Origin of the sequence: Sphingobium salicis subsp. salicis (assembly GCF_049472635.1) — a bacterium.
Lineage (GTDB): Bacteria > Pseudomonadota > Alphaproteobacteria > Sphingomonadales > Sphingomonadaceae > Sphingobium > Sphingobium yanoikuyae_A.
Genome location: NZ_JAYRCS010000002.1, coordinates 392971 through 411423, shown reverse-complemented (window position 1 = coordinate 411423; position 18453 = coordinate 392971). Strand labels below are relative to the sequence as shown.

The 18453-nt window shown below is 62.7% G+C and carries 13 protein-coding genes; 6 read left to right on the top strand and 7 right to left on the bottom strand.

Features of this window, described 5'->3' with window-relative positions; all coding sequences use genetic code 11:
- Window positions 1-16: 16 nt before the first annotated feature.
- From VHN57_RS26450 to VHN57_RS26440, 3 genes are read right to left on the bottom strand one after another with little or no spacing between them, the layout of a single operon-like run.
- Window positions 17-1132 (bottom strand): NADH:flavin oxidoreductase/NADH oxidase, encoded by a 1116-nt coding sequence (locus tag VHN57_RS26450; protein WP_069335654.1) that lies wholly within the window; start codon window positions 1130-1132, stop codon window positions 17-19.
- A gap of 29 nt (window positions 1133-1161) precedes the next feature.
- Complete coding sequence (locus VHN57_RS26445) at window positions 1162-1845, bottom strand: type 1 glutamine amidotransferase domain-containing protein (protein ID WP_069335655.1); 684 nt, start codon at window positions 1843-1845, stop codon at window positions 1162-1164.
- Between the two features lie 5 nt (window positions 1846-1850).
- On the bottom strand, window positions 1851-2363 hold the full coding sequence (locus VHN57_RS26440) for an SRPBCC family protein (RefSeq protein WP_202968882.1): 513 nt from the start codon (window positions 2361-2363) through the stop codon (window positions 1851-1853).
- A gap of 98 nt (window positions 2364-2461) precedes the next feature.
- Here VHN57_RS26440 and VHN57_RS26435 point away from each other — a divergent pair, with 98 nt between their 5' ends.
- From VHN57_RS26435 to VHN57_RS26420, 4 genes are all read left to right on the top strand, one after another.
- Window positions 2462-3415 carry a LysR family transcriptional regulator gene (locus VHN57_RS26435; protein ID WP_017502358.1) on the top strand — a complete coding sequence of 318 codons (954 nt, stop codon included), beginning with the start codon at window positions 2462-2464 and terminating at the stop codon, window positions 3413-3415.
- Window positions 3416-3845: 430 nt separating this feature from the next.
- Window positions 3846-5465, top strand: a complete 1620-nt coding sequence (locus tag VHN57_RS26430) for a glycoside hydrolase family 43 protein (RefSeq protein WP_423286464.1) — start codon at window positions 3846-3848, stop codon at window positions 5463-5465.
- A 23-nt stretch (window positions 5466-5488) separates the two neighbouring features.
- Window positions 5489-7057, top strand: coding sequence for an MGH1-like glycoside hydrolase domain-containing protein (locus VHN57_RS26425; RefSeq protein WP_069335658.1), 1569 nt, complete (start codon window positions 5489-5491; stop codon window positions 7055-7057).
- Complete coding sequence (locus VHN57_RS26420; protein ID WP_069335659.1) at window positions 7054-8175, top strand: endo-1,4-beta-xylanase; 1122 nt, start codon at window positions 7054-7056, stop codon at window positions 8173-8175. The genes VHN57_RS26425 and VHN57_RS26420 overlap by 4 nt, the downstream gene beginning before the upstream one ends.
- On the opposite strand, the gene VHN57_RS26415 is transcribed toward VHN57_RS26420, so the two are convergent.
- Window positions 8172-9761, bottom strand: a complete 1590-nt coding sequence (locus tag VHN57_RS26415) for a rhamnogalacturonidase (protein ID WP_069335660.1) — start codon at window positions 9759-9761, stop codon at window positions 8172-8174. The genes VHN57_RS26420 and VHN57_RS26415 overlap by 4 nt on opposite strands.
- Before the next feature lie 65 nt (window positions 9762-9826).
- Window positions 9827-12925, bottom strand: a complete 3099-nt coding sequence (locus VHN57_RS26410; protein ID WP_069335661.1) for a TonB-dependent receptor domain-containing protein — start codon at window positions 12923-12925, stop codon at window positions 9827-9829.
- Window positions 12926-13118: 193 nt separating this feature from the next.
- Between VHN57_RS26410 and VHN57_RS26405 the strand changes: the two genes are divergently transcribed.
- Both VHN57_RS26405 and VHN57_RS26400 read left to right on the top strand, forming a co-directional pair.
- Window positions 13119-14183, top strand: coding sequence for a LacI family DNA-binding transcriptional regulator (locus VHN57_RS26405; RefSeq protein ID WP_069335662.1), 1065 nt, complete (start codon window positions 13119-13121; stop codon window positions 14181-14183).
- Window positions 14184-14269: 86 nt separating this feature from the next.
- Window positions 14270-15292, top strand: coding sequence for an IS110 family RNA-guided transposase (locus VHN57_RS26400; protein ID WP_423286461.1), 1023 nt, complete (start codon window positions 14270-14272; stop codon window positions 15290-15292).
- A gap of 338 nt (window positions 15293-15630) precedes the next feature.
- On the opposite strand, the gene VHN57_RS26395 is transcribed toward VHN57_RS26400, so the two are convergent.
- Both VHN57_RS26395 and VHN57_RS26390 read right to left on the bottom strand, forming a co-directional pair.
- Window positions 15631-16749, bottom strand: coding sequence for a hypothetical protein (locus VHN57_RS26395; protein ID WP_081331581.1), 1119 nt, complete (start codon window positions 16747-16749; stop codon window positions 15631-15633).
- Between the two features lie 10 nt (window positions 16750-16759).
- Window positions 16760-18391, bottom strand: coding sequence for an alkaline phosphatase D family protein (locus VHN57_RS26390; protein WP_069335663.1), 1632 nt, complete (start codon window positions 18389-18391; stop codon window positions 16760-16762).
- Window positions 18392-18453 lie beyond the last annotated feature (62 nt).

The following is an 18453-nucleotide window of genomic DNA, read 5'->3' as shown; positions in this document are numbered from 1 at the left end:
CTCCCCGGCGGTCAGATCATTGCGCAGCCGCCTTGCCAATGCCGCGATAGCGCGACAGCCAGTGGGCATAGGGTGCGGGAAGCACCCAAGCCGGCTTCTCAACGCCGAGTGCCTGCGCAGCAACATAGGGATAATGCGGATCGGCCAGGTGCGCACGCGCGATCATGACGAGATCGAGTTCGCCCTTTTCGACCGCCGCATTGGCGACCTCGGGCCCGTCGATGCACCAGGCGGTGGCGACCGGCAGGCCGGTTTCCCGCCGCAGGCGGCCGGCATAGGGCGCCATGAAGCCCTCTGCCCATGGCGTCTTGCCCTCGATCGTCGAGAAACCGATGCTGACATTGAGCATGTCGAGCCCGCGTGCCTTGAATTCATTCACCAGCGCAATCGATTCCACCAGCGTCTCCTCGTCGCGGCCGTCAAACTCGATGACGCCGAAGCGCGCAGTCAGCGGCAGATGCTCCGGCCACACCTTGCGGACCTCCTCCAGCGTTTCGATGAGGAAGCGGCCACGCCCGCGCCAGTCGCCGCCATATTGGTCAGTGCGCTGGTTGGCATGGACCGAGAAGAAGCTCTGCGCGAGATAGCCGTGCGCGAAATGCAGTTCGAGCCATTCGAAACCGGCGGCCAGTGCGCGCTTTGCAGCGGCGACGAAATCGGCCTTCACCCGCTCGATATCGGCAAGAGTCATCTCGCGCGGCACGCGGGGCAGGCCACCGCCGAACGGAATCGCGGACGGCGAGATCGGCTCCCAGCCGCGCGGATCGCCGGCAGGGATATGATCGTCGCCCTCCCAAGGCAGGTTTGCGCTCGCCTTGCGGCCGGCATGGCCGATCTGGATGCCGGCTACGGCGCCTTCCGCTTTGATCTCGGCGGCGATGCGGGCCATGCCCTCGATCTGGCCGTCATGCCACAGGCCGGTACAGCCCGGCGTGATCCGGCCATCGGCCGACACGCCGGTCGCCTCGACGATCACCAGCCCTGCGCCGCCACGCGCGATCGAGGGATAATGGATCCAGTGCCAGCGGTTGGTGACACCATCGATGGCGCTATACTGGCACATCGGCGGCACGGCGATGCGATTGCGCAGGGTGACGCCCTTCAGTTTGAACGGCTCGAACAATGCGGACATGAAAGCTCCTTGGCGGGCAAAAAAGGGGATCAGCCGCGCACGGCTGCGAGGACGAGGTGCGCGACTTCCTCCGACGATTGCGGGTTCTGGCCGGTAACCAGCTTGCCATCACGGCGCGCGAAGGGCTGGAAGGCCGGGCCGCTTTCATAATGCGCACTGAGATTGCGGATCCGGGTTTCGAGCAGGAAGGGCACCTGCTGCGTCAGGCCGGCCATCTCCTCTTCCTCGTTGGAGAAGGCGGACACAGTGCGTCCGGAGACGAGCGGCTTGCCGGCTTGATCCTTCGCGCTGACGAGGCCGGCCGGGCCGTGGCAGACGGCAGCGACGACCTTGCCTTTCGCCCAGGCATCGGACAATAGCGCGCCGAGCGTGGCATTGTCCGGCATGTCCCACATCGTGCCGTGGCCTCCAGGCAAGAACACGGCGTCATAGTCGTCCGCGCGCACATTCGCGATGGCCGGGGAGGATTTGATCTTTGCCATTGCAGCAGCATCGGCGAGGAAGCGATCGACGCTGACAGGGTTCTTGCCGGCTTCCTCGATCGAATGGGGATCGACCGGCACCTGGCCGCCCGCGACAGAGGCGATGTCCACCTCGGCACCGGCATCGCGGAACACATAATAAGGCGTGGTCAGTTCTTCGAACCAGAGGCCAGTCTTGCGGTCGCTGGCGCCGATCCGGTCATGCGAGGTGAGAATGATGAGGATTTTCATGGAGTTCAGCCTTTCGTGCTGCGGGCGGCGACAATGAGGCCGTCGAGCCAGTCCTGATGACCATTGATCATGGGATTGGGTTTCGTTGTTGCCAACGCCTTCGCCGGCGCGCCGTTCTGCGTTTCCTGGGTGAGGATGCGGACGCGGCCACCGGGGAGATTCTCGACCAGCCAGGCATGGTGGACATCAAGGCGGCTATCGCCTTCGCCAGCCCAGCCGTGCCAGGCGACACGGCCCGGTGCGTTGTCTGACGGCGCGACATATTCCACCACCTCGGCCTCGACCGGGAAACCGAAGGTCTCGAAATAGAAGCGCGTTCCGCTGGCCAGTTCAGGGCCGCCACCATCATAAAAGCGAATGTTGGCACTGTTGGCGTAATAATCCGGCCAGCGGGGTGCCTCGGCCAGCAGCGGCCAGATATCAGCGGCATTCAGCCCCGCCACGATCACCTCGTTCGAGGCGAAATTGTCGCTGAAGCCGGGGAGAAAGCCCTCGGGCCAGTGGATTGCGTTCATCATGATGTCGCCCTCGATAATATGGATCGGTTGCCGCTTTCCTCGAAATGGGCATCGTGCAATGATAAGGCAAATAAGCTCCATCTATCAGGGCTATCATCGTGCGTGATATCAGAACGATCGATCTCAACCTGCTGCGCGCGCTCGATGCGCTGCTCGACGAACGCAACGTCAGCAAGGCGGCGGAGCGGCTCGGCGTCACCCAACCCGCTGTCAGCGGCATGTTGACGCGACTGCGCGAGAGTTTCGACGACAGCTTGTTCGTGCGCTCGCAGCGCGGTGTGCAGCCCACATTGCGCGCCCTCGCGCTGGCCGAACCGCTCAAGCAGATCCTCGCCAATGTCGAAGCCCTGCTGCGGCCGGCAGCCTTTGATCCGGCGACGGCATCCTTGACGCTGACTTTGGCAGCCACCGACTATGCCCTTCAGGCGGTGGTGGTGCCGTTCGTGATGAAGCTGTGCCGTTACGCACCCGGAATCCGGGTCGCGACACGACCGATCGACAATGACAGGATCGCCCAGCAGTTCGAACGGGGTGAACTGGATCTGGCGCTGATGACACCGGAATCCGCCCCGCTCGACCTCCATTCGCGGCGCCTGTTCGACGAAACCTATGTCTGCGCATTGCGGGCCGGCCATCCCGATGCCGGCGGCACGACGATTTCGATCGAGCGTTTCTGCGCGCTCGATCACGCGCTGGTGTCCTTCTCAGGTGGCTCGTTCCACGGCGTCACGGACGAAGCACTGGCCCGTGAAGGGCGGGAAAGGCATGTGGCGCTGTCATTCCACAGTTTCCTCGCTCTGGCGGAGGTGCTGCGAGCCACCGATCTCATCGCGGTCGTGCCACGGCGGCTGGCGGCTGCCTCCGATGGTCTAGCACTGATCGAGCCACCGGTCGCCGTTCCGGGCTTCACCAAGCTTGCCGTGTGGCATGGACGCACACACAATGACGCAGGACATCGCTGGGTGCGTGCACTTCTTTTCGAGACATGCGGCGCGGTCGATGCGCTCAGCAGCGAGTTCCTGCGATGCTGCAGCCTAGATCAGACGGGTTGATCGCACTCGGGCCTTCGCCGCAATGGTCTGGTCAAGGGCAGGCCTCTGGCGCTTGGCCAACTCCCTTCCCGCGATGAGCAAAGCCTTGGAGCCGTCTATTTGTGCCGGTGGTCGAGCATTTCTAATGCCCAGCGGAGCCTAACGGTAGCAAATCCTTGCTGATAAGGGGCAGCCGAAACTGGCAAGTCTCGGGCATCCGGAAAGGAAAAGCGGACGGGCTGCACGTGGGAAAGAAAAATTGGTGGTTGAACGGCCGGGAAGGGGCGAAACTGGCAGCATATCAACATCGAACAAATGATCGTGGTGAAAACGTACCTAGACAATGGTAGCGCTATCTAAAAATGGTTGCGTTACGGCACTCTTCCAAGCACAATCAGTCCATCAACGAGCAAAGCCCATTCTAAAGCCTTGCCGACAGGAGGGATATCTGATGCCGCTTCAAGGCGGAATGCTGGCAAGACTGTTATGCGCTGCATCTCTGATTTGCGCCACTGGTGCCGGGGCGGAGGCGTCACCCTCCGCATCGACATACGTCAACCCCATCCTCTACGCCGATTATTCCGACCCCGACGTCATTCGCGTCGGACAGGATTATTATATGGTGGCATCGAGCTTCCATTTCTCGCCCGGCATCCCGATCCTCCATTCCCGCGACCTGGTCCACTGGTCGATCCTTGGCCATGTCTTGCCGCGCCTGCCGTTCGCGCCCGAATATGACATGCCCGGCCCCCACAGCCTGACCGACGCGATTTCCAAGCCGATCGGCGGCACGCGCTATGCCGGCGGCGTCTGGGCGCCGTCGATCCGCCATCATGCCGGCCTGTTCTACGTCTATTGGGCGACGCCGGACGAGGGCATCTTCATGGCCACCGCCAGCAAGGCGGAAGGCCCCTGGAGCGCGCCGGTCAAGGTGATCGACCAGCCGATGCTGGAAGACCCCTGTCCCTTCTGGGACGATGATGCCCAGGCCTGGCTGGTCCATTCCCGCCATGGCGCCGGGCCATTGATCCTCCATCGTATGAGCGCGGACGGCAAGAGCGTGCTCGATGGGGGAACGGTGATCGTCGAGGACAAGCAGAAGCTGCCGATCCTGGAAGGCCCCAAATTCTACAAACGCAACGGCTATTATTATATCTTCGCGCCCTATGGCGGCGTGGAGAAGGGCGCGCAGGCCGCTCTGCGCGCGCGCGACATTCGCGGCCCCTATGAAGCGAAAACCGTGCTGGCCCAGGGCAGCAGCGCTCTGCAAGGGCCACATCAGGGTGGCTGGGTCGAAACGCCGTCGGGCCAGGGCTGGTTCATCCATTTCAACAGCAGCGGCGCCTTTGGCCGCATCACCTATCTGGAACCGCTCAAATGGGTCGATGACTGGCCGGTGATCGGCGACCTGCGCCCTGGCAGTGATGTCGGCCAGCCGGTCGAGCGTCATGCCATGCCGTACACGGGATCGCCCCTAACGAAGGATCGGCTCCAGGACACGGACGCATTCGGCAGCGCGAAACTGGGGCCACAATGGGAATGGAACCATAATCCGGACAACCGTGCCTGGAGCCTTACCACACGCCCCGGTTTCCTGCGTCTCCAAGCCCTGCCCGCCGACCATCTGGTGACTGCCCGCAACACGCTGACCCAGATATTGCAGGGACCGAGCAGCCGGATCACGACCCGGATCGAGATCGGCCGGATGACCGATGGCCAGCGGGCGGGGCTTACCCTGTTCGGCGTAAAGCCAAGCTGGATCGGCATCGTCCGGCAGGATGGGCAGTCGCATCTGACTCTGGCGTCAGCCGGGGACGAAACCACCGGCCCAGCCCTCACCGGCTCCTCCGTCGAATTGCGGGCGGAGGTCAGCGAAGACCAGATGGTCCGTTACAGCTACAGTCTCGACGGCCGCGCATTCCAGCCGTTCGGCGACGCCATCGCCCTCGCGCGCTTTTCCTGGTGGAAGGGATCCCGACCGGGGCTGTTCACCTTCACGCGCGGCAAGCCCGACGGTTCTATCGACGTTGACTGGGTCCGGGTCGATCATCCCGCGCCTGCCGCGCCATAACGCCAGTTTCCAGGGGAAATTAAATGGATCGACGTTCCTTCCTGCTCACCGCCACGAGCGCCCTTGCCAGCGCTGGCACAAGTCGTATGGCCTATGCGGGGCCTGCCGCCGACACGCCGCGCTTCAGCACCGCCAACCGTCTTTGGCAGGCGGCCTATGACAAGGCGCTGGAAGTACTGGCCGCCAACGTTCAGGTCATGCCCTATGTTAGCAAGCCGGTGCTGATCGAAGGCGCCGTCTATCAGGGCATCTGGCAGGAATGCGGACCGCACGAGGCACTGGTCTATCGCAAGTTCCGGCCGGACGTGGCCCGTAACAGCCATATGACCTTTTTCGAATTGCAGCGGGCGGACGGCCAGTTGCCCGCCAACAACAAGATTGTCGAAACCGGCTTTGGCCAGATCCAGATGGTCGTGCCGATCGCTGCCACCGCCTGGGAACTGGCGCGGGCGACCGGCGACAGCGCGCTGCTGGAGGCCAGCTACCGCGCCTGTTCGGCCTGGGATGGCTGGCTGATGCGCTATCGCAATATACGCGGCACCGGACTGGTCGAAGGATTTTGCACCTATGACACCGGCCATGACAACAGCCCGCGCTGGGCCGGCATGCCCAACCAGTGCCCGAACAAGGATGCCCGCACCCATCACCCCATCGCCACCCTGCCCCGTCTGTGCCCGGACCTGTCCGCAACCGTTTATGGCGGGCGCAGGGCCTTGGCCGAAATGGCAAAGGAGCTCGGCAAGACCAGCGAGGCCGACCGCTGGGCAGCGCAGGCCGAGCATATTCGCGGCCTGATCCTTTCCAAACTCTATGTGCCGGAAGATGCGGCCTTCTACGATCTGGATGCCAAGGGCGATTTCGTGCGCGTGCGTTCCGACATTCTCTCGCGCGTCTGCGGCGAACATGTGCCCGACCAGGCGCTGTTCGACATGCTCTGGACCCGGCAACTGCATAATCCGGCAGCCTTCTGGGCACCCTATCCGCTGACGTCGGTGGCAATGGACGACCCTGCCTTTGTCGGATCAATCCCGGCCAACAGCTGGGGCGGCGCCACCCAGGCGCTGACGGCATTGCGCGCCGGCCGCTGGTTCGACCATTATGGCCGCACCGCCGAGTTCAGCCAGATGATGAATCCCTGGTGCGCAGCGCTGATCCGCGACATGACCTTCCGCCAGCAGATGGACCCGCGTACCGGCGCCTTCACCCATGCCGAGGCCGCCGGCTACTCCCCCGCCGCGCTGGTGATGGTCGATTATAGCTGGCGGCTTGTCGGCGTCTGCGAGGAAGCCGACGACCTGCACTGGAATGTCCGCCCCGGCCATGAAGCGGCGCAGGCCACCCGCCTGTCGATGCCGACCGATGCAGGGCGCAGTGCCGCCATGGCCTATCGTGCCGGCGGCGCCGACCTTAACCTTGCGGGCGCAGAAATCGGCCGGATCGAAGGCGGGGCCGCGCGCCTCGTCACCGACAAGCAGGGCAAGCCGCGCCATCTGATCGGTATCGAGCCACAGGCCCAGACGATCCGCCTGCGCCTGACGGGACAGTCTGTCCGCCAACTGACCCTGCACGCCAATGAACGAGTGACGCTGTGAACCGGGTGATCGACCGCCGCAGCCTGATCGCGGGCGCCGCTGCCCTGGCCCTGCCGATTCCTGCCTCGGCACGATCGGCAAACTCCCTCGCTGCGCTGGGCGCCGCCAAGGGCATCCGCTTCGGCAGCACGGTCGGCAAGGATAATTTCGCCGACCCCGGCTATCGCGCGCTCAATGCCGCGCAATGCGCGCTGGTCGTGCCGGAAAATGAAATGAAATGGTCGATCACGCGTCCCGATGCGCAGCATTTCGACTTTCGCGCCGCCGACCGGATCGTCGATTGGGCTGGTGCCAACGGCCTTGGCGTGCGCGGCCACACCTTGTTGTGGCACAGCGAGCGATGGATGCCGCAATGGGTGGCGGAGCATGATTATGGCCCCAATCCCAGAGCAGAAGCGGAACGGCTGCTGACCGACCATGTCGCCACGGTCGCCGGCCGCTATGCCGACCGGATCGACAGCTTCGATGTCGTCAACGAAGCGATCGATTCCGAAACCGGGGCGCTGCGCGACACCGCTTTGTCCCGGCATATCGGCGCGTTCGAGACTATCGACATCGCCTTTCGCACCGCGCGCGCGGCAGCGCCCAAGGCCCAATTGGTCTATAATGACTATATGGGCTGGCGCGCAGACGAGGGCGTGCATCGGGATGCGGTGCTGCGCCTGCTGGAACAGATGCGCAAGCGTGGCACGCCCGTCGATGCTCTCGGCATACAAAGCCATCTCGGCAGCAAGTTCAGCGATACGCCGACGGGGCTAGGGTCGTTGGATGAGCCCGCCTTCCGCCGCTTCCTGGATCAGGTCACCGGCATGGGCCTTGGCCTGCTCGTCACGGAAATGGACGTGCATGACAATCCGCTGCCCGGCGCCATCCGTCCGCGCGACGCGCAGGTCGCTGCCCATGCCAAGGCCTATCTCGACCTGATGCTATCCTACCCCCAGACGAAGACGGTGATGTGCTGGGGCCTGTCCGACCGCTATAGCTGGCTCAGCGGCATGCGGCTGCGGCCCGACGGCATGGCCAAGCGGCCCTGCCCCTTCGATGCCGATTTTCACCCCAAGCCGTTCCGCGATGCGATCGCGGCGGCTTTCGCCGCCGCACCAGACCGCAGAAGTTAAAAATCGCCGGACAGCGGGCCGTCGCTCCGGCGGTCCCCAATCCAGCGCGCACCGCTGCTGCGGAAGCCAGTGACCCGGTCAAGCGACCAGGTCGTGCCGCGTGGTGCGCGCAGGCCGACAAAGTCGGCATCCTGCACATCCTCCAGCCGGAAGGCCGCACGCGGATCGGGCGCGGCCACCGCCACCTCGACATTGCTGAAACGGATATTGCGCGCATGGCGGACAAAGAAGCCAGTGGCGGGCAGATCGCCGAACATCGTCGCTTCGGGATAGGCCAATTCGGCTTCGGGCGGGCGCACCTTGGCCATCGCCGCCGGCGCACCACCGACATGCTGGAAATGACAGTCGGCAATCGAGACATCCTCGATCGGGTGATCGATCAGCCCCGCAATCACCGACGGCAGCATATTGGCGCCCGAACTCACCACATTCTGGATGAGGATGCGCTTCATCGTGCCAATCGGCACGCCCGCAGGCCCACGCATCCGCTTGCCCAGCCGCAGGAACAGCGGCGCATCGATGATACCCCGCATCGTGATATTGCTGACCGTCACATCCTCGACCACCGCCCCGTCGACCGTCTCGAACGCCAGCCCCCGGCTATCCTCGAAGATGCAGTTGCTGATCGTGATGTTGCGGAAGCCGCCATTGGATTCGGTGCCGAACTTGATCCGGCCGTGGATCTTGGGCGCGAAGGATGGCGGCATCTTGCGCCAGCTACCATCCAGCACCGACCCGACTTCATAATTGCCGGTCACGAAACAGTCGGAAATGGTGAGATTTTCGGTAATGCGGGGATGGCCCAGCGCATAGCTGCTCTTGGGACAGATGCCGTCATCCCACGGGGAATTGACGGTGCAATTGCTGATCCGCACATTGCGGCAGCAATCAATGTCGAACCCGTCGCGGTTGGTGTCTACCAGCACATTGTCGATGGTGAGATTATCGACCCCCGTGGCAAGCAATGCGAACCAGCCGCCCTCCAATATCCTGATGTCGCGCAACAGAACGTTGCGACAATTTTTGAGCGCGATCGCCTTGTTGCCGGTACCGGGACCGGTCGGATCCTTGAGCCAATTATCCTTGCCGTCCCCCCGGCCCAGCCCCTTGCCCCAGATCAGCCCCGGACCAAGGATCGCGATGTCGTTCAGCCCCTCGCCCCAGATCAAGCTGTTGCGCCAATGGCTGTGCCCGAAATCCTGATAGGCCCCCCACTCCCCGATCGGTTCGGCATGGTCATAGCCTTGCGTGTCGGTCGGCGCGGCGGCCAGCAGGACAGCGCCGTCCGCCAGGAACAGCGTGACCCGGCTCTTCATCCGGATCGTATAGCTGGCATAGGAGCCGGCCGGGAAATAGACGGTCCCGCCGCCCAGCCCTGCGACATGATCGATCGCCTTGTTGATCGCGCCGCTATCGATCGCCGTGCCGTCGCCCTTGGCGCCGAACTGGCGGACATCGACGATCCCGCCAACGGCCCCGGCAGCCGATCCCAGGCCCGCACCGGACGCGGCAAAAGCCGGTTGCGCGATCCCGGCCATGCCTGCCAATGCGCCGCCCTGCAGGAAGCTCCGCCGGTCAAAACCCATCATCCATCCCCTTGTCATGATGAAGGCGGGAATAGTCCAACTGTCCCCGCCCTCCTGTCTCATCCTCAGAATTTCAGCGATGCGCCGATGAAGAACTCGGTCCCCAGCACATCATAGGTCGCCGAGAAGGTGTTCGCATTCGGCCCCTGGGTGGTAACCGGCGGCTTGTTGTTGAACATGTTGTTCGCGCCGCCGAAAATCTCCATCCCCTCACGCAGCTTGTAGTTGAACGACAGGTCGAAATAATTCTGATCGTTCAGCACCGGATAGGCAAAGCTGTCGAGGCTCGGCGCGTTCGCCGCCCCCTGACGATGCGGTACGACATAACGGTCGGTCGTGACCTTGCCGATATAGCGATGCCGCAGGCTGAGGCTCAGATCCTCAACATTCCAGGTGATGCGCGACGTCGCCCGCCAGCGCGGCAGCGGCTGCCCGCAGGTCGGGCCATAGGCACCGGCACATTCATTCTTGATGTCGGGCAACGCCGCGACCGGCGTGGACGTGAACTCGTCCAGATAGGTCAGGTTGCTGCTGATATCGAACGAGCTGGTGCTGCCCAGACCCGGAAAGCCGAAACCGACGTCGAAAGAATAGCGCATCGCAAAGTCGATGCCCGACGTCTTGAGCTTGCCGGTATTGGCGTTGCGGATTTGCGCCACATAGGGATCGTTGATCTCGCCCGTATTGGGATTGCGCACGATCGCCCGGCAGAACTCGCTATTGGCGTCCTGAATGACGGTATAGCAGAGGTTGAGCGTGTTCTGCAGACCACCGCCCAACGACGAGATCGCGCCGTCCAGCGAGATATTGAAATAATCGACGCTGAAATAGAGTTTGGGCGCGAAGCTGGGCGTGAACACGGCGCCGACGGTGAACGTGTCGGACTTTTCCGCGCCCAGATTGACGTTGCCGCCAAAGTCCGCCGGCATGATGTTGTTGGGCTGGACCGCATCGGTGAAGACCGCGCCAGCTGGAACGCCCGTCGCGATGCAGACCGCGCGGACGGCATCGGTCCGCTGCGCCGCCGAAGCGCGCGAGGAACAAGGATCGGTCGCGACACCGACCACGCGGGTCACACCACCATAAAGTTCGTTCACATTGGGCGCACGGATCGCCCGCTGATACTGGCCGCGGAAGGCCAGATCGCGGTTCACCCGCCAGTCGAGCCCGCCCAGATAGGTCCACTGACCGCCAATGCCGGACAGGCTATAGTCGGAATAGCGGAAGCCGCCATTGGCAACCAGGCTCTCCATGAACGGCGTATCGTGGATCAACGGCACGCGCAATTCGCCGAAAATCTCGTTCACCGACACGCTGCCCTTCGTCGGCAGGCCGGGATTGAAACCGGCGACGTCGCCCGAGGCCAGGAAGGAGTCCGGCGTGAAAGTTGCACTGGTCTTGCGCCATTCATAGCCGCTGGAGAAACCGACTGGACCGGCGGGGAGCTGGAACAAGGTGCCGGTCACGCTCGCCTGCGCGACCTGCTGGGTGGCGATGGTCGAGTTGGTGGCGTTGATGCGGATCGCACTCGCGCAGGCTTCGGAAATATTCTGGCCGAAGATGTTGCAGACCGGAGCAGCGCCATTGACCGACAACAATGCCGCCTGCAGCCGGCTACGCGAAATCGCGTTCTGCAGCAGCAGCGTGTCTTCGCTGCGGGCATAGGTATAATAGGCGTCGAACTTGAGATCGGTCAGGACATTGTCCGACACGCTGCCCAGATTACCCTTGAAGCCCCAGGCGCCACGGAACACGTTGCGCCGTTCGCTGGCCAATCGCGGCCCCACCTCGCGATAGCGCCGGCCGGCGGTCAGGACCGCCAGGCCGTCCCCTGCGGTCGTCGTCCGCGTCGCGGTACCGCTGGTGACGGTGGTCGTCCCGGTTTCGGCCAGGTCAAGCTGACGGAGCACTTCCTGCAACTGCGGCGTCAGATAGGGATTATTGACGTCGAACAAGGTGGGCGACCCGACATTGGTCGGCGCCAGCCGGGCATTCACCACATTGCCGCTATAGTGAAGCTCCATATAGCCGGTGATATCATCGGTGAAATCATAATGGCCGAAGCTGTTGATCATCCAGCGCTTCTGCGGCTGGATCAGATAATTGTCGGGCCCCAGATTGAAATCATCCTGCGGCGTGATCTGTGGCCGGGCGGCCGTGCCTTCATCGTTGAAGGTGAAGCCGCGCGACGTCATCGCCGAAAGGCCGGCATTGGCATAGGCGGCATTGAGCGCCGCATTGGAGCCCCCCGCCGCCGGGATACCGGAAAAGCGTCCATTGGGGATATCGCCGCTGCCGCCGGCGACGAAGCCAAGCTCGCCGCCGCCCGCGACACAGCCCAGGCCGGAGGCCGGCGTGAAGGGCGTGCCGGCCCGGTCATGGCCGCCGCTGCCCGGCACGATGCATCCATCGTTGAGCGAGTCATAGGCAAAGCTGCCGCGCTGCCCGCGCGTAATCGAGTTGCGCTTGAGATAGTTGCCCGACACAACCAGATTGCCACGCCCGTCGGCAAAATTGCCGCCCATCGTCAGGTCGACGGTGTAGACGGGCGTGCCGGTGGGGCGATCCATGTTAAGCTGGGCGCGCGCTTCCACGCCTTCGAAATCGTCGCGCATGATGAAGTTGACGACGCCGGTGATGGCATCGGAGCCGTAGACGGCCGACGAACCACCCGTCACGATTTCCGTGCGCGCAATCAGGCTCGACGGGATCGTGTTGAGATCGGTAACCTGCTCCGGACCATAAATGGCATAGCGCCGCCCATTGACCAGCACCAGATTGCGGGTCGAACCAAAGCCACGCAGGTTGACGTCGGCAAAGCCGCCGGGAACGGTATTCGAGGTCGCGCTACCCAATTGCGAGCCGACCACCTGCGGCAACTGCGCCAGCGTCTTTTCGACGTTCACATTGCCCGAGAGCTTGATGTCTTCGGAGCCGACCACGCTGACCGGGGTCGAGGCATCGAAGCCATTGCGTGCGATGCGCGATCCGGTGACGACGATGTCTGCGGTTGCGCTATCCGAACCGCCCTGCGGCTGCTCGGCAGCAGTGACAGCCGGCGTTTCGGCGGAATTTTGCTGCTGTGCCAGCGCTGGCACAATCGGACAAAAAATAAGCGCGGCTCCCGTCAGGAAACGCACGCGCAACGATTGTATCTGCTTCATTCGATCCTCCCCTTCTTTCTTGCAATGACCAGTTGGAGCCTTGACCTGCTCCGCCGTAAATTGCTCGACACGCTTTCGTTAGCGCTATCATTGATGGCCGTGGATTATGCCTCTCCAACCCGCACGTCAAGCCAAATAGATGGGCGTGATGGTAGCGCGTGACAGAAGCAACCAGTCAGCATAGCGTCCGACCATGAATAGCAATGCTTCGTTCAATAATGGCCATGAGCCAACCATTTCTGACGTCGCGGATCGCGCCGGCGTTTCGATCCGCACGGTTTCGCGCGTCCTCAACAATTCGCCGCGGGTCAGTGACGACACCCGCGGACGCATTGAACAGGCTATTGCTGCGCTGAACTTCAGGCCGAGCCTGCGCGCAAGAGCCTTGGCCAAGGGCCGCTCCTTCCTGATCGGCATCGTCCATAATGATCGCAACGCTCTGGTCCTGGACACCGTGCAACGCGGCGTCGGACGAGAAGCGACACGGCGTGGCTATGAGGTCATCTGCCATTCCACGCCGCTGGAAGAAGAAGGCGCGATCGAGGATGTGCTTGCCTTCGCCCGCAGGTCTCGCATCGATGGCCTGATCGTGCTGCCGCCCGTGTCCGGCATCATTGGCTTGCCCCAGGCCTTGCAAGCCGAACAGGTTGCCGCCGTGGCGCTCTCAGCCGTGCCGATCGATGGCTATGGCAGCGTCATATTGTCCCGCGAAGCCGATGCGGCCGGTGCTGTCGCGGATTATCTGGTTGCCCTCGGCCACCAGCGGATCGCGATGGTCACTGGCCCCCAGACCATGATATCCGCCATCGAACGGCGTCGTGGCTTCATCGAAGCACTCGACCGGAATGGGGTTGCCTTCCTCCATGAAATCGAGGGGGATTACAGCTTGGCCTCCGGCGTGGCAGCAGCCGAGCAGCTCCTGTCCCTATCGCCGCTACCCACGGCCATTTTCGCCGCCAATGACATCATGGCCGCAGGCATATTGAAGGTTGCGTCGGAACGCCGCATTTCAGTGCCCTGCCCGCTTTCCGTTGTCGGATTTGACGGCAGCCTGGTCGCAGAATTATTGACGCCGGCGCTGACCACCGTGGCAAGACCATTTGGCGAGATGGCCGAGATAGCGACCCATCAACTCGTCGATCTTGTCGAGGGGCAGCCATTGCCTCATGCAACGCCACCCCCGCTCCGGTTAGTGATCGCTCAGTCAACTGCTGCCGCTCCTATAGGAGACCGTCAGCAGTTCGGAATGACAAATTAAAAGCAGAGCGTCCACAAATGATAACGTGGACGGCCCTCCACCCCACCCGCAGGATGATCTGCGGATGAGTCGGAAGGAGAGCCACGATGGGAACTGTGAAGACCATAGGTCTGGACCTGGCGAAGAGCGTGTTCCAGGTGCACGGAGTTGACGCTGATGGCATGGCAGTCCTCCGCCAGCGATTGACGCGCGGACGCATGCTGAAGTTCTTCGCGAAACTGCCTCCGTGTTTGATCGGCATCGAGGCGTGTTCGTCATCGCATTACTGGGCGCGTGAGTTGATGGGTTTGGGGCATAATGTGAAGCTTATGCCTGCGCAGTATGTGAAGCCCTATGTAAAACGGGGTAAGAACGACGCTGCCGATGCGGAAGCGATCTGCGAGGCAGTGACCCGACCAACCATGCGTTTCGTAGGGATTAAATCGCCCGAGCAGCAGGGAGCTATGCTTCTGCATCGGGTCCGCCTGATCCTCAATCGACAGCGGACACAGATTTCCAATGCACTTCGGGCTCAGATGGCCGAGTTTGGTATCATTGCGCCAGCAGGTCGCGGAGGTATTGATCGGCTGCTTGAGATTATTGCGGATACGGCAGACCAGAGAATTTCCAGTGAGGTGCGCGACTGCATGGAAATGCTCGCAACTCAACTGCGTATGGTGAAGGTTCAAATTCTCGAGAATGATCGCAGAATTCTGGCAAGCGCACGAGCGACTGATATGGGCCGCCGTTTGATGGAGATCCCCGGTGTAGGTCCGCTACTCGCTAGCGCGTTCATCGCCACTATCGCCGAACCGAAGATATTCAGGTCGGGACGAAACCTCGCTGCATGGATTGGTCTGGTACCACGGCAAAATTCAAGCGGTACGAAGGAGCGGTTAGGTGGTATAACCAAGGCAGGAAATCGCTACCTGCGCCAAATGTTGGTTGTCGGCGCAATGGCGGTGATCAGACAAATAGAACGTAGCGGTGCCAAGAAGCCTTGGCTGGTACAACTGTTGGCCAGGCGCAAAATCAAGGTCGCTGCCGTTGCACTCGCCAACAAAACGGCCCGTACTATCTGGGCGATGATGATTAGCGGCGAACATTACCGCGAGCCTGTTGCTGTATAAAGCAAGCACGGCAGGTCGCCACGAGGTTGGAAAGGGCAGAACGGAACTAATGCATCAAGCCGGTTGAAACCGCCGGATCGGGAGATCCCATATCGACCCAGCACTTCGAGTGCGTACAAATGATCGGGGCCCGAGACGCGCGAATGGCATTATGGCCAGCGGCATCAAAAAGCCGCCTAAACAGGTCGGACACATGGCCGCACCAACCAGCTGAGCAAAGTTCCTAAACCCTTGCCAACGGAGGGCCGTCCACACAGGGTCGTTGTCGTCCTTGGCAAGCATACAAGATATCGGCGCGCGGTAAGGGTACTTCCATCAAACGCCAGTGGGTGAGCACGTCATCGATCGGCCATTGGTATTGTCTCAAAGGGCTTGGAAGAGGCGCCCGTCCAATGCATCAACCGCGTAACGGCGGACTGCGCGCCGCGCACACCGTCGTTCTGGACGAGATAGTATAGGCCATCTCCCAAGGGCTGTATTCCGACATTGGCCTTCTGATACCACCCCCGCACACCCGTCTTCACATCATGAATCCCATCCTGAGCGAGTGGCAGTAGCAGGCCCTTTTCTGGATTCATGCCTTGAGGAGAAGCCAGGCCTTGCAAGGCCTGGCGACGTGGCCGGCTGCGGGCATCGAGCGCGAACAGCAGATAATTGGGCCAGTCGGGTTTGGCACCCTGATAGACGCCCATGAACCAGCGTTGCAGGCTTGAATCATAGGCGAGGTTCTGGACGCCATAGCGGGTGTTGCCGGTAAGGACGAAATATTTGCCCCGAGGGGTAGTCGGGCCAGAATGGTGCAGTGCCTGTTCGTCAATCGGCTGCGCCTCTCGGCCCCAGTCCGTCGCGTCATATTGCAGGAGGACCTGATGATCATTGTCGCTGCGGGCGACGTCGCCATAAATGCCGTAAGCGACGGTCAGGTAGAGCGGGCCGTCGCTCCGGCCGAAGGCGGGGCCAAAAGCGACGCCATCGATGCCTGAACAGCCATAGCGATGATCCGCCTTGCCGTCGCCATCGAGATCGGCGGCATAGTCGCGCGTCACTTCGGGCAGATAGACGGCGCGCAGCAGGTCGGTGCCGGCAACCGTCATGCCGACCCGATCGATCCGTGCCCCGTCGATCATCGCGATATAGAAGGCGTCCTGCTTGCCATATTCCAGCGAGCCATAGACCCGTCCGTCGACCGGGTTGAAGTCCAGGTCGCCCAGATGCCCCGACCAGCCGGTCAGTGTGCCGACGAGCCGGCCTTCAAAGTCATATTTGGCGAGCATGTCGGTGAAGGAATAATAGATGAAGCCGCCCTTGCGATCGACCGCGATACCCTGAACATGGCCCGAGGCGAAAGGGCCCGCGACCTGTTCGCGCGGCAGGTCGGCAGGCGGAAACGGCGTCGCCGAGTGAGCAGGCAGGCCAGAACCAAGCAGCAGTAGCGCAACGATCGCGAACCGCATCATAATCTCCTGATCAGGCGCTAAAGACACGGCGGCCGCGCTCGACCGACATGCGATGGGTGCTGGCGATCCGCGTGCTGCGCGCCTTGATCGTATCGAGGAACAGCCATTCCCCGGTCACCCGATCGGGGCTGATGTCTATCATCATATAGCCTCGCTGATGCGTGTTGGCCCATTTGAGTTCGGGATTGGCAGCGACGAAGCCACGCGCCACCGCCTTCGGATCGCCGTGCAGGTCACCCTCCATGCCACCCGACGTGACCGCCTGTCCGGCAAATTCGACGCCTGCGGGCTGGCCGTCCTCCACCAAGCCATAGGCCCAGGCATTGTGGCTGTCGCCCGCCAGCATGATGAGGTCGGCGTCGGCCGCCTGTGCCGCCCGGAGCAGGCGCGAGCGGGCGGCGGGATAGCCGTCCCACCGGTCCATCCACATCGGCAGGCCATTTTGCGCCATGCGCACGCTGTTGCGATAGCGTTGGACCAGCTTGGCGTTAGCGTCGGGACGGAGCCAGTCGGTGACATTGGCCGGCATCACCGTACGGCCGATGATCGTCCCCATGCCGACCATCTGCCAGGCGGTGGTGCGGGCGTTCGCCCGGAACGCGTGGGCCAGCCAGCTTTCCTGGGTGCTGCCCAACATGGTGGCCGATGGATCCTGCCACATGCCATCATGAAAGGCTTTTAGCGCGGCGTCCGCGTCGAGCGCGCTGGCTGCGACGGTGATGTCGGCCGGGCGCGTACGGGCGAGCAGGCGGGATTCTGTGCGGTAGAGCGTCGCCAATGTACCGATATCATAGGCCTTCCACGGCTCGTCCGACACCGGCATCCATTCGCGATAGACCTGCATTGCGGCGGCGCGGCGGATGTTCCAGTCGCCTTCCTTGTCGGCCTGATGGTTCTGGGCGCCGCCTTCCCAGCTGTCATTGGCCGATTCATGATCGTCCCACAGTGCAACCATCGGCGCCATCTGGTGCAGCCGTTGGAGGTCGGGGTCAGCCCGATAGGTAGCGTAACGCAGGCGATAGTCGGCGATCGCCAGAATTTCCGTGTCGGGCATCAGTGTGCGCCCCACGATGCCCTGACCGGGCCGTACCGACGCATTGCCATATTCGTAGATATAGTCGCCGACATGCAGCCACAGGTCGAGATCGTCGCGCGCCGCAGCATGGGCATAGGCGTTGAACCAGCCATAGGGCAGGTTGGAACAGGAAAAGACGCCCAGGCCAAAGCGCTGCACGTCGCCTTGCGGCAACGTCCGGGTGCGGCCGACCGGCGATTTGCTGCCATCCGGCGTGACGAAGCGATACCAGTAGGTCGTGCCCGGCTGAAGCCCGTCAATTGTCACTTTCGCTGTCCAGTCGCGATAGCCGCCGGTGCGCACCGTGCCGCCGCCGACGGTCCGGGCGAAGTCGGGATCGATCGCGACTTCGACGTCGAGGCGCACGCTCTCGACATCGCTCGCAGGAACATAGCGGGTCCATAGCAGCATCGAATCCGCCCCCGGCTCGCCGCTGGCTACCGCATGGGTGAAGCCGCGCGCGCCGATCAGTTCGGCTGCCAGCGCCCGGCCGGCAGGCAGCGCCAGCGCCCCAACGCCCCAGGCGCCGCCCAGGATCATGCTGCGGCGGTCGATTTGCATTACCATTATGATGCCTTTTCGATGGGATTGGAAAGGGACGGAGCTGCCCAAGGCCGCTCCGTCCAGTG

Bases quoted from the DNA above. Each gene is read 5' to 3' on its own strand.
- VHN57_RS26450 (WP_069335654.1), bottom strand. From the start codon at position 1,132: ATGTCCGCATTGTTCGAGCCGTTCAAACTGAAGGGCGTCACCCTGCGC.
- VHN57_RS26445 (WP_069335655.1), bottom strand. From the start codon at position 1,845: ATGAAAATCCTCATCATTCTCACCTCGCATGACCGGATCGGCGCCAGC.
- VHN57_RS26440 (WP_202968882.1), bottom strand. From the start codon at position 2,363: ATGATGAACGCAATCCACTGGCCCGAGGGCTTTCTCCCCGGCTTCAGC.
- VHN57_RS26430 (WP_423286464.1), top strand. From the start codon at position 3,846: ATGCCGCTTCAAGGCGGAATGCTGGCAAGACTGTTATGCGCTGCATCT.
- VHN57_RS26425 (WP_069335658.1), top strand. From the start codon at position 5,489: ATGGATCGACGTTCCTTCCTGCTCACCGCCACGAGCGCCCTTGCCAGC.
- VHN57_RS26415 (WP_069335660.1), bottom strand. From the start codon at position 9,761: ATGGGTTTTGACCGGCGGAGCTTCCTGCAGGGCGGCGCATTGGCAGGC.
- VHN57_RS26410 (WP_069335661.1), bottom strand. From the start codon at position 12,925: ATGAAGCAGATACAATCGTTGCGCGTGCGTTTCCTGACGGGAGCCGCG.
- VHN57_RS26405 (WP_069335662.1), top strand. From the start codon at position 13,119: ATGAATAGCAATGCTTCGTTCAATAATGGCCATGAGCCAACCATTTCT.
- VHN57_RS26400 (WP_423286461.1), top strand. From the start codon at position 14,270: ATGGGAACTGTGAAGACCATAGGTCTGGACCTGGCGAAGAGCGTGTTC.
- VHN57_RS26395 (WP_081331581.1), bottom strand. From the start codon at position 16,749: ATGATGCGGTTCGCGATCGTTGCGCTACTGCTGCTTGGTTCTGGCCTG.
- VHN57_RS26390 (WP_069335663.1), bottom strand. From the start codon at position 18,391: ATGGTAATGCAAATCGACCGCCGCAGCATGATCCTGGGCGGCGCCTGG.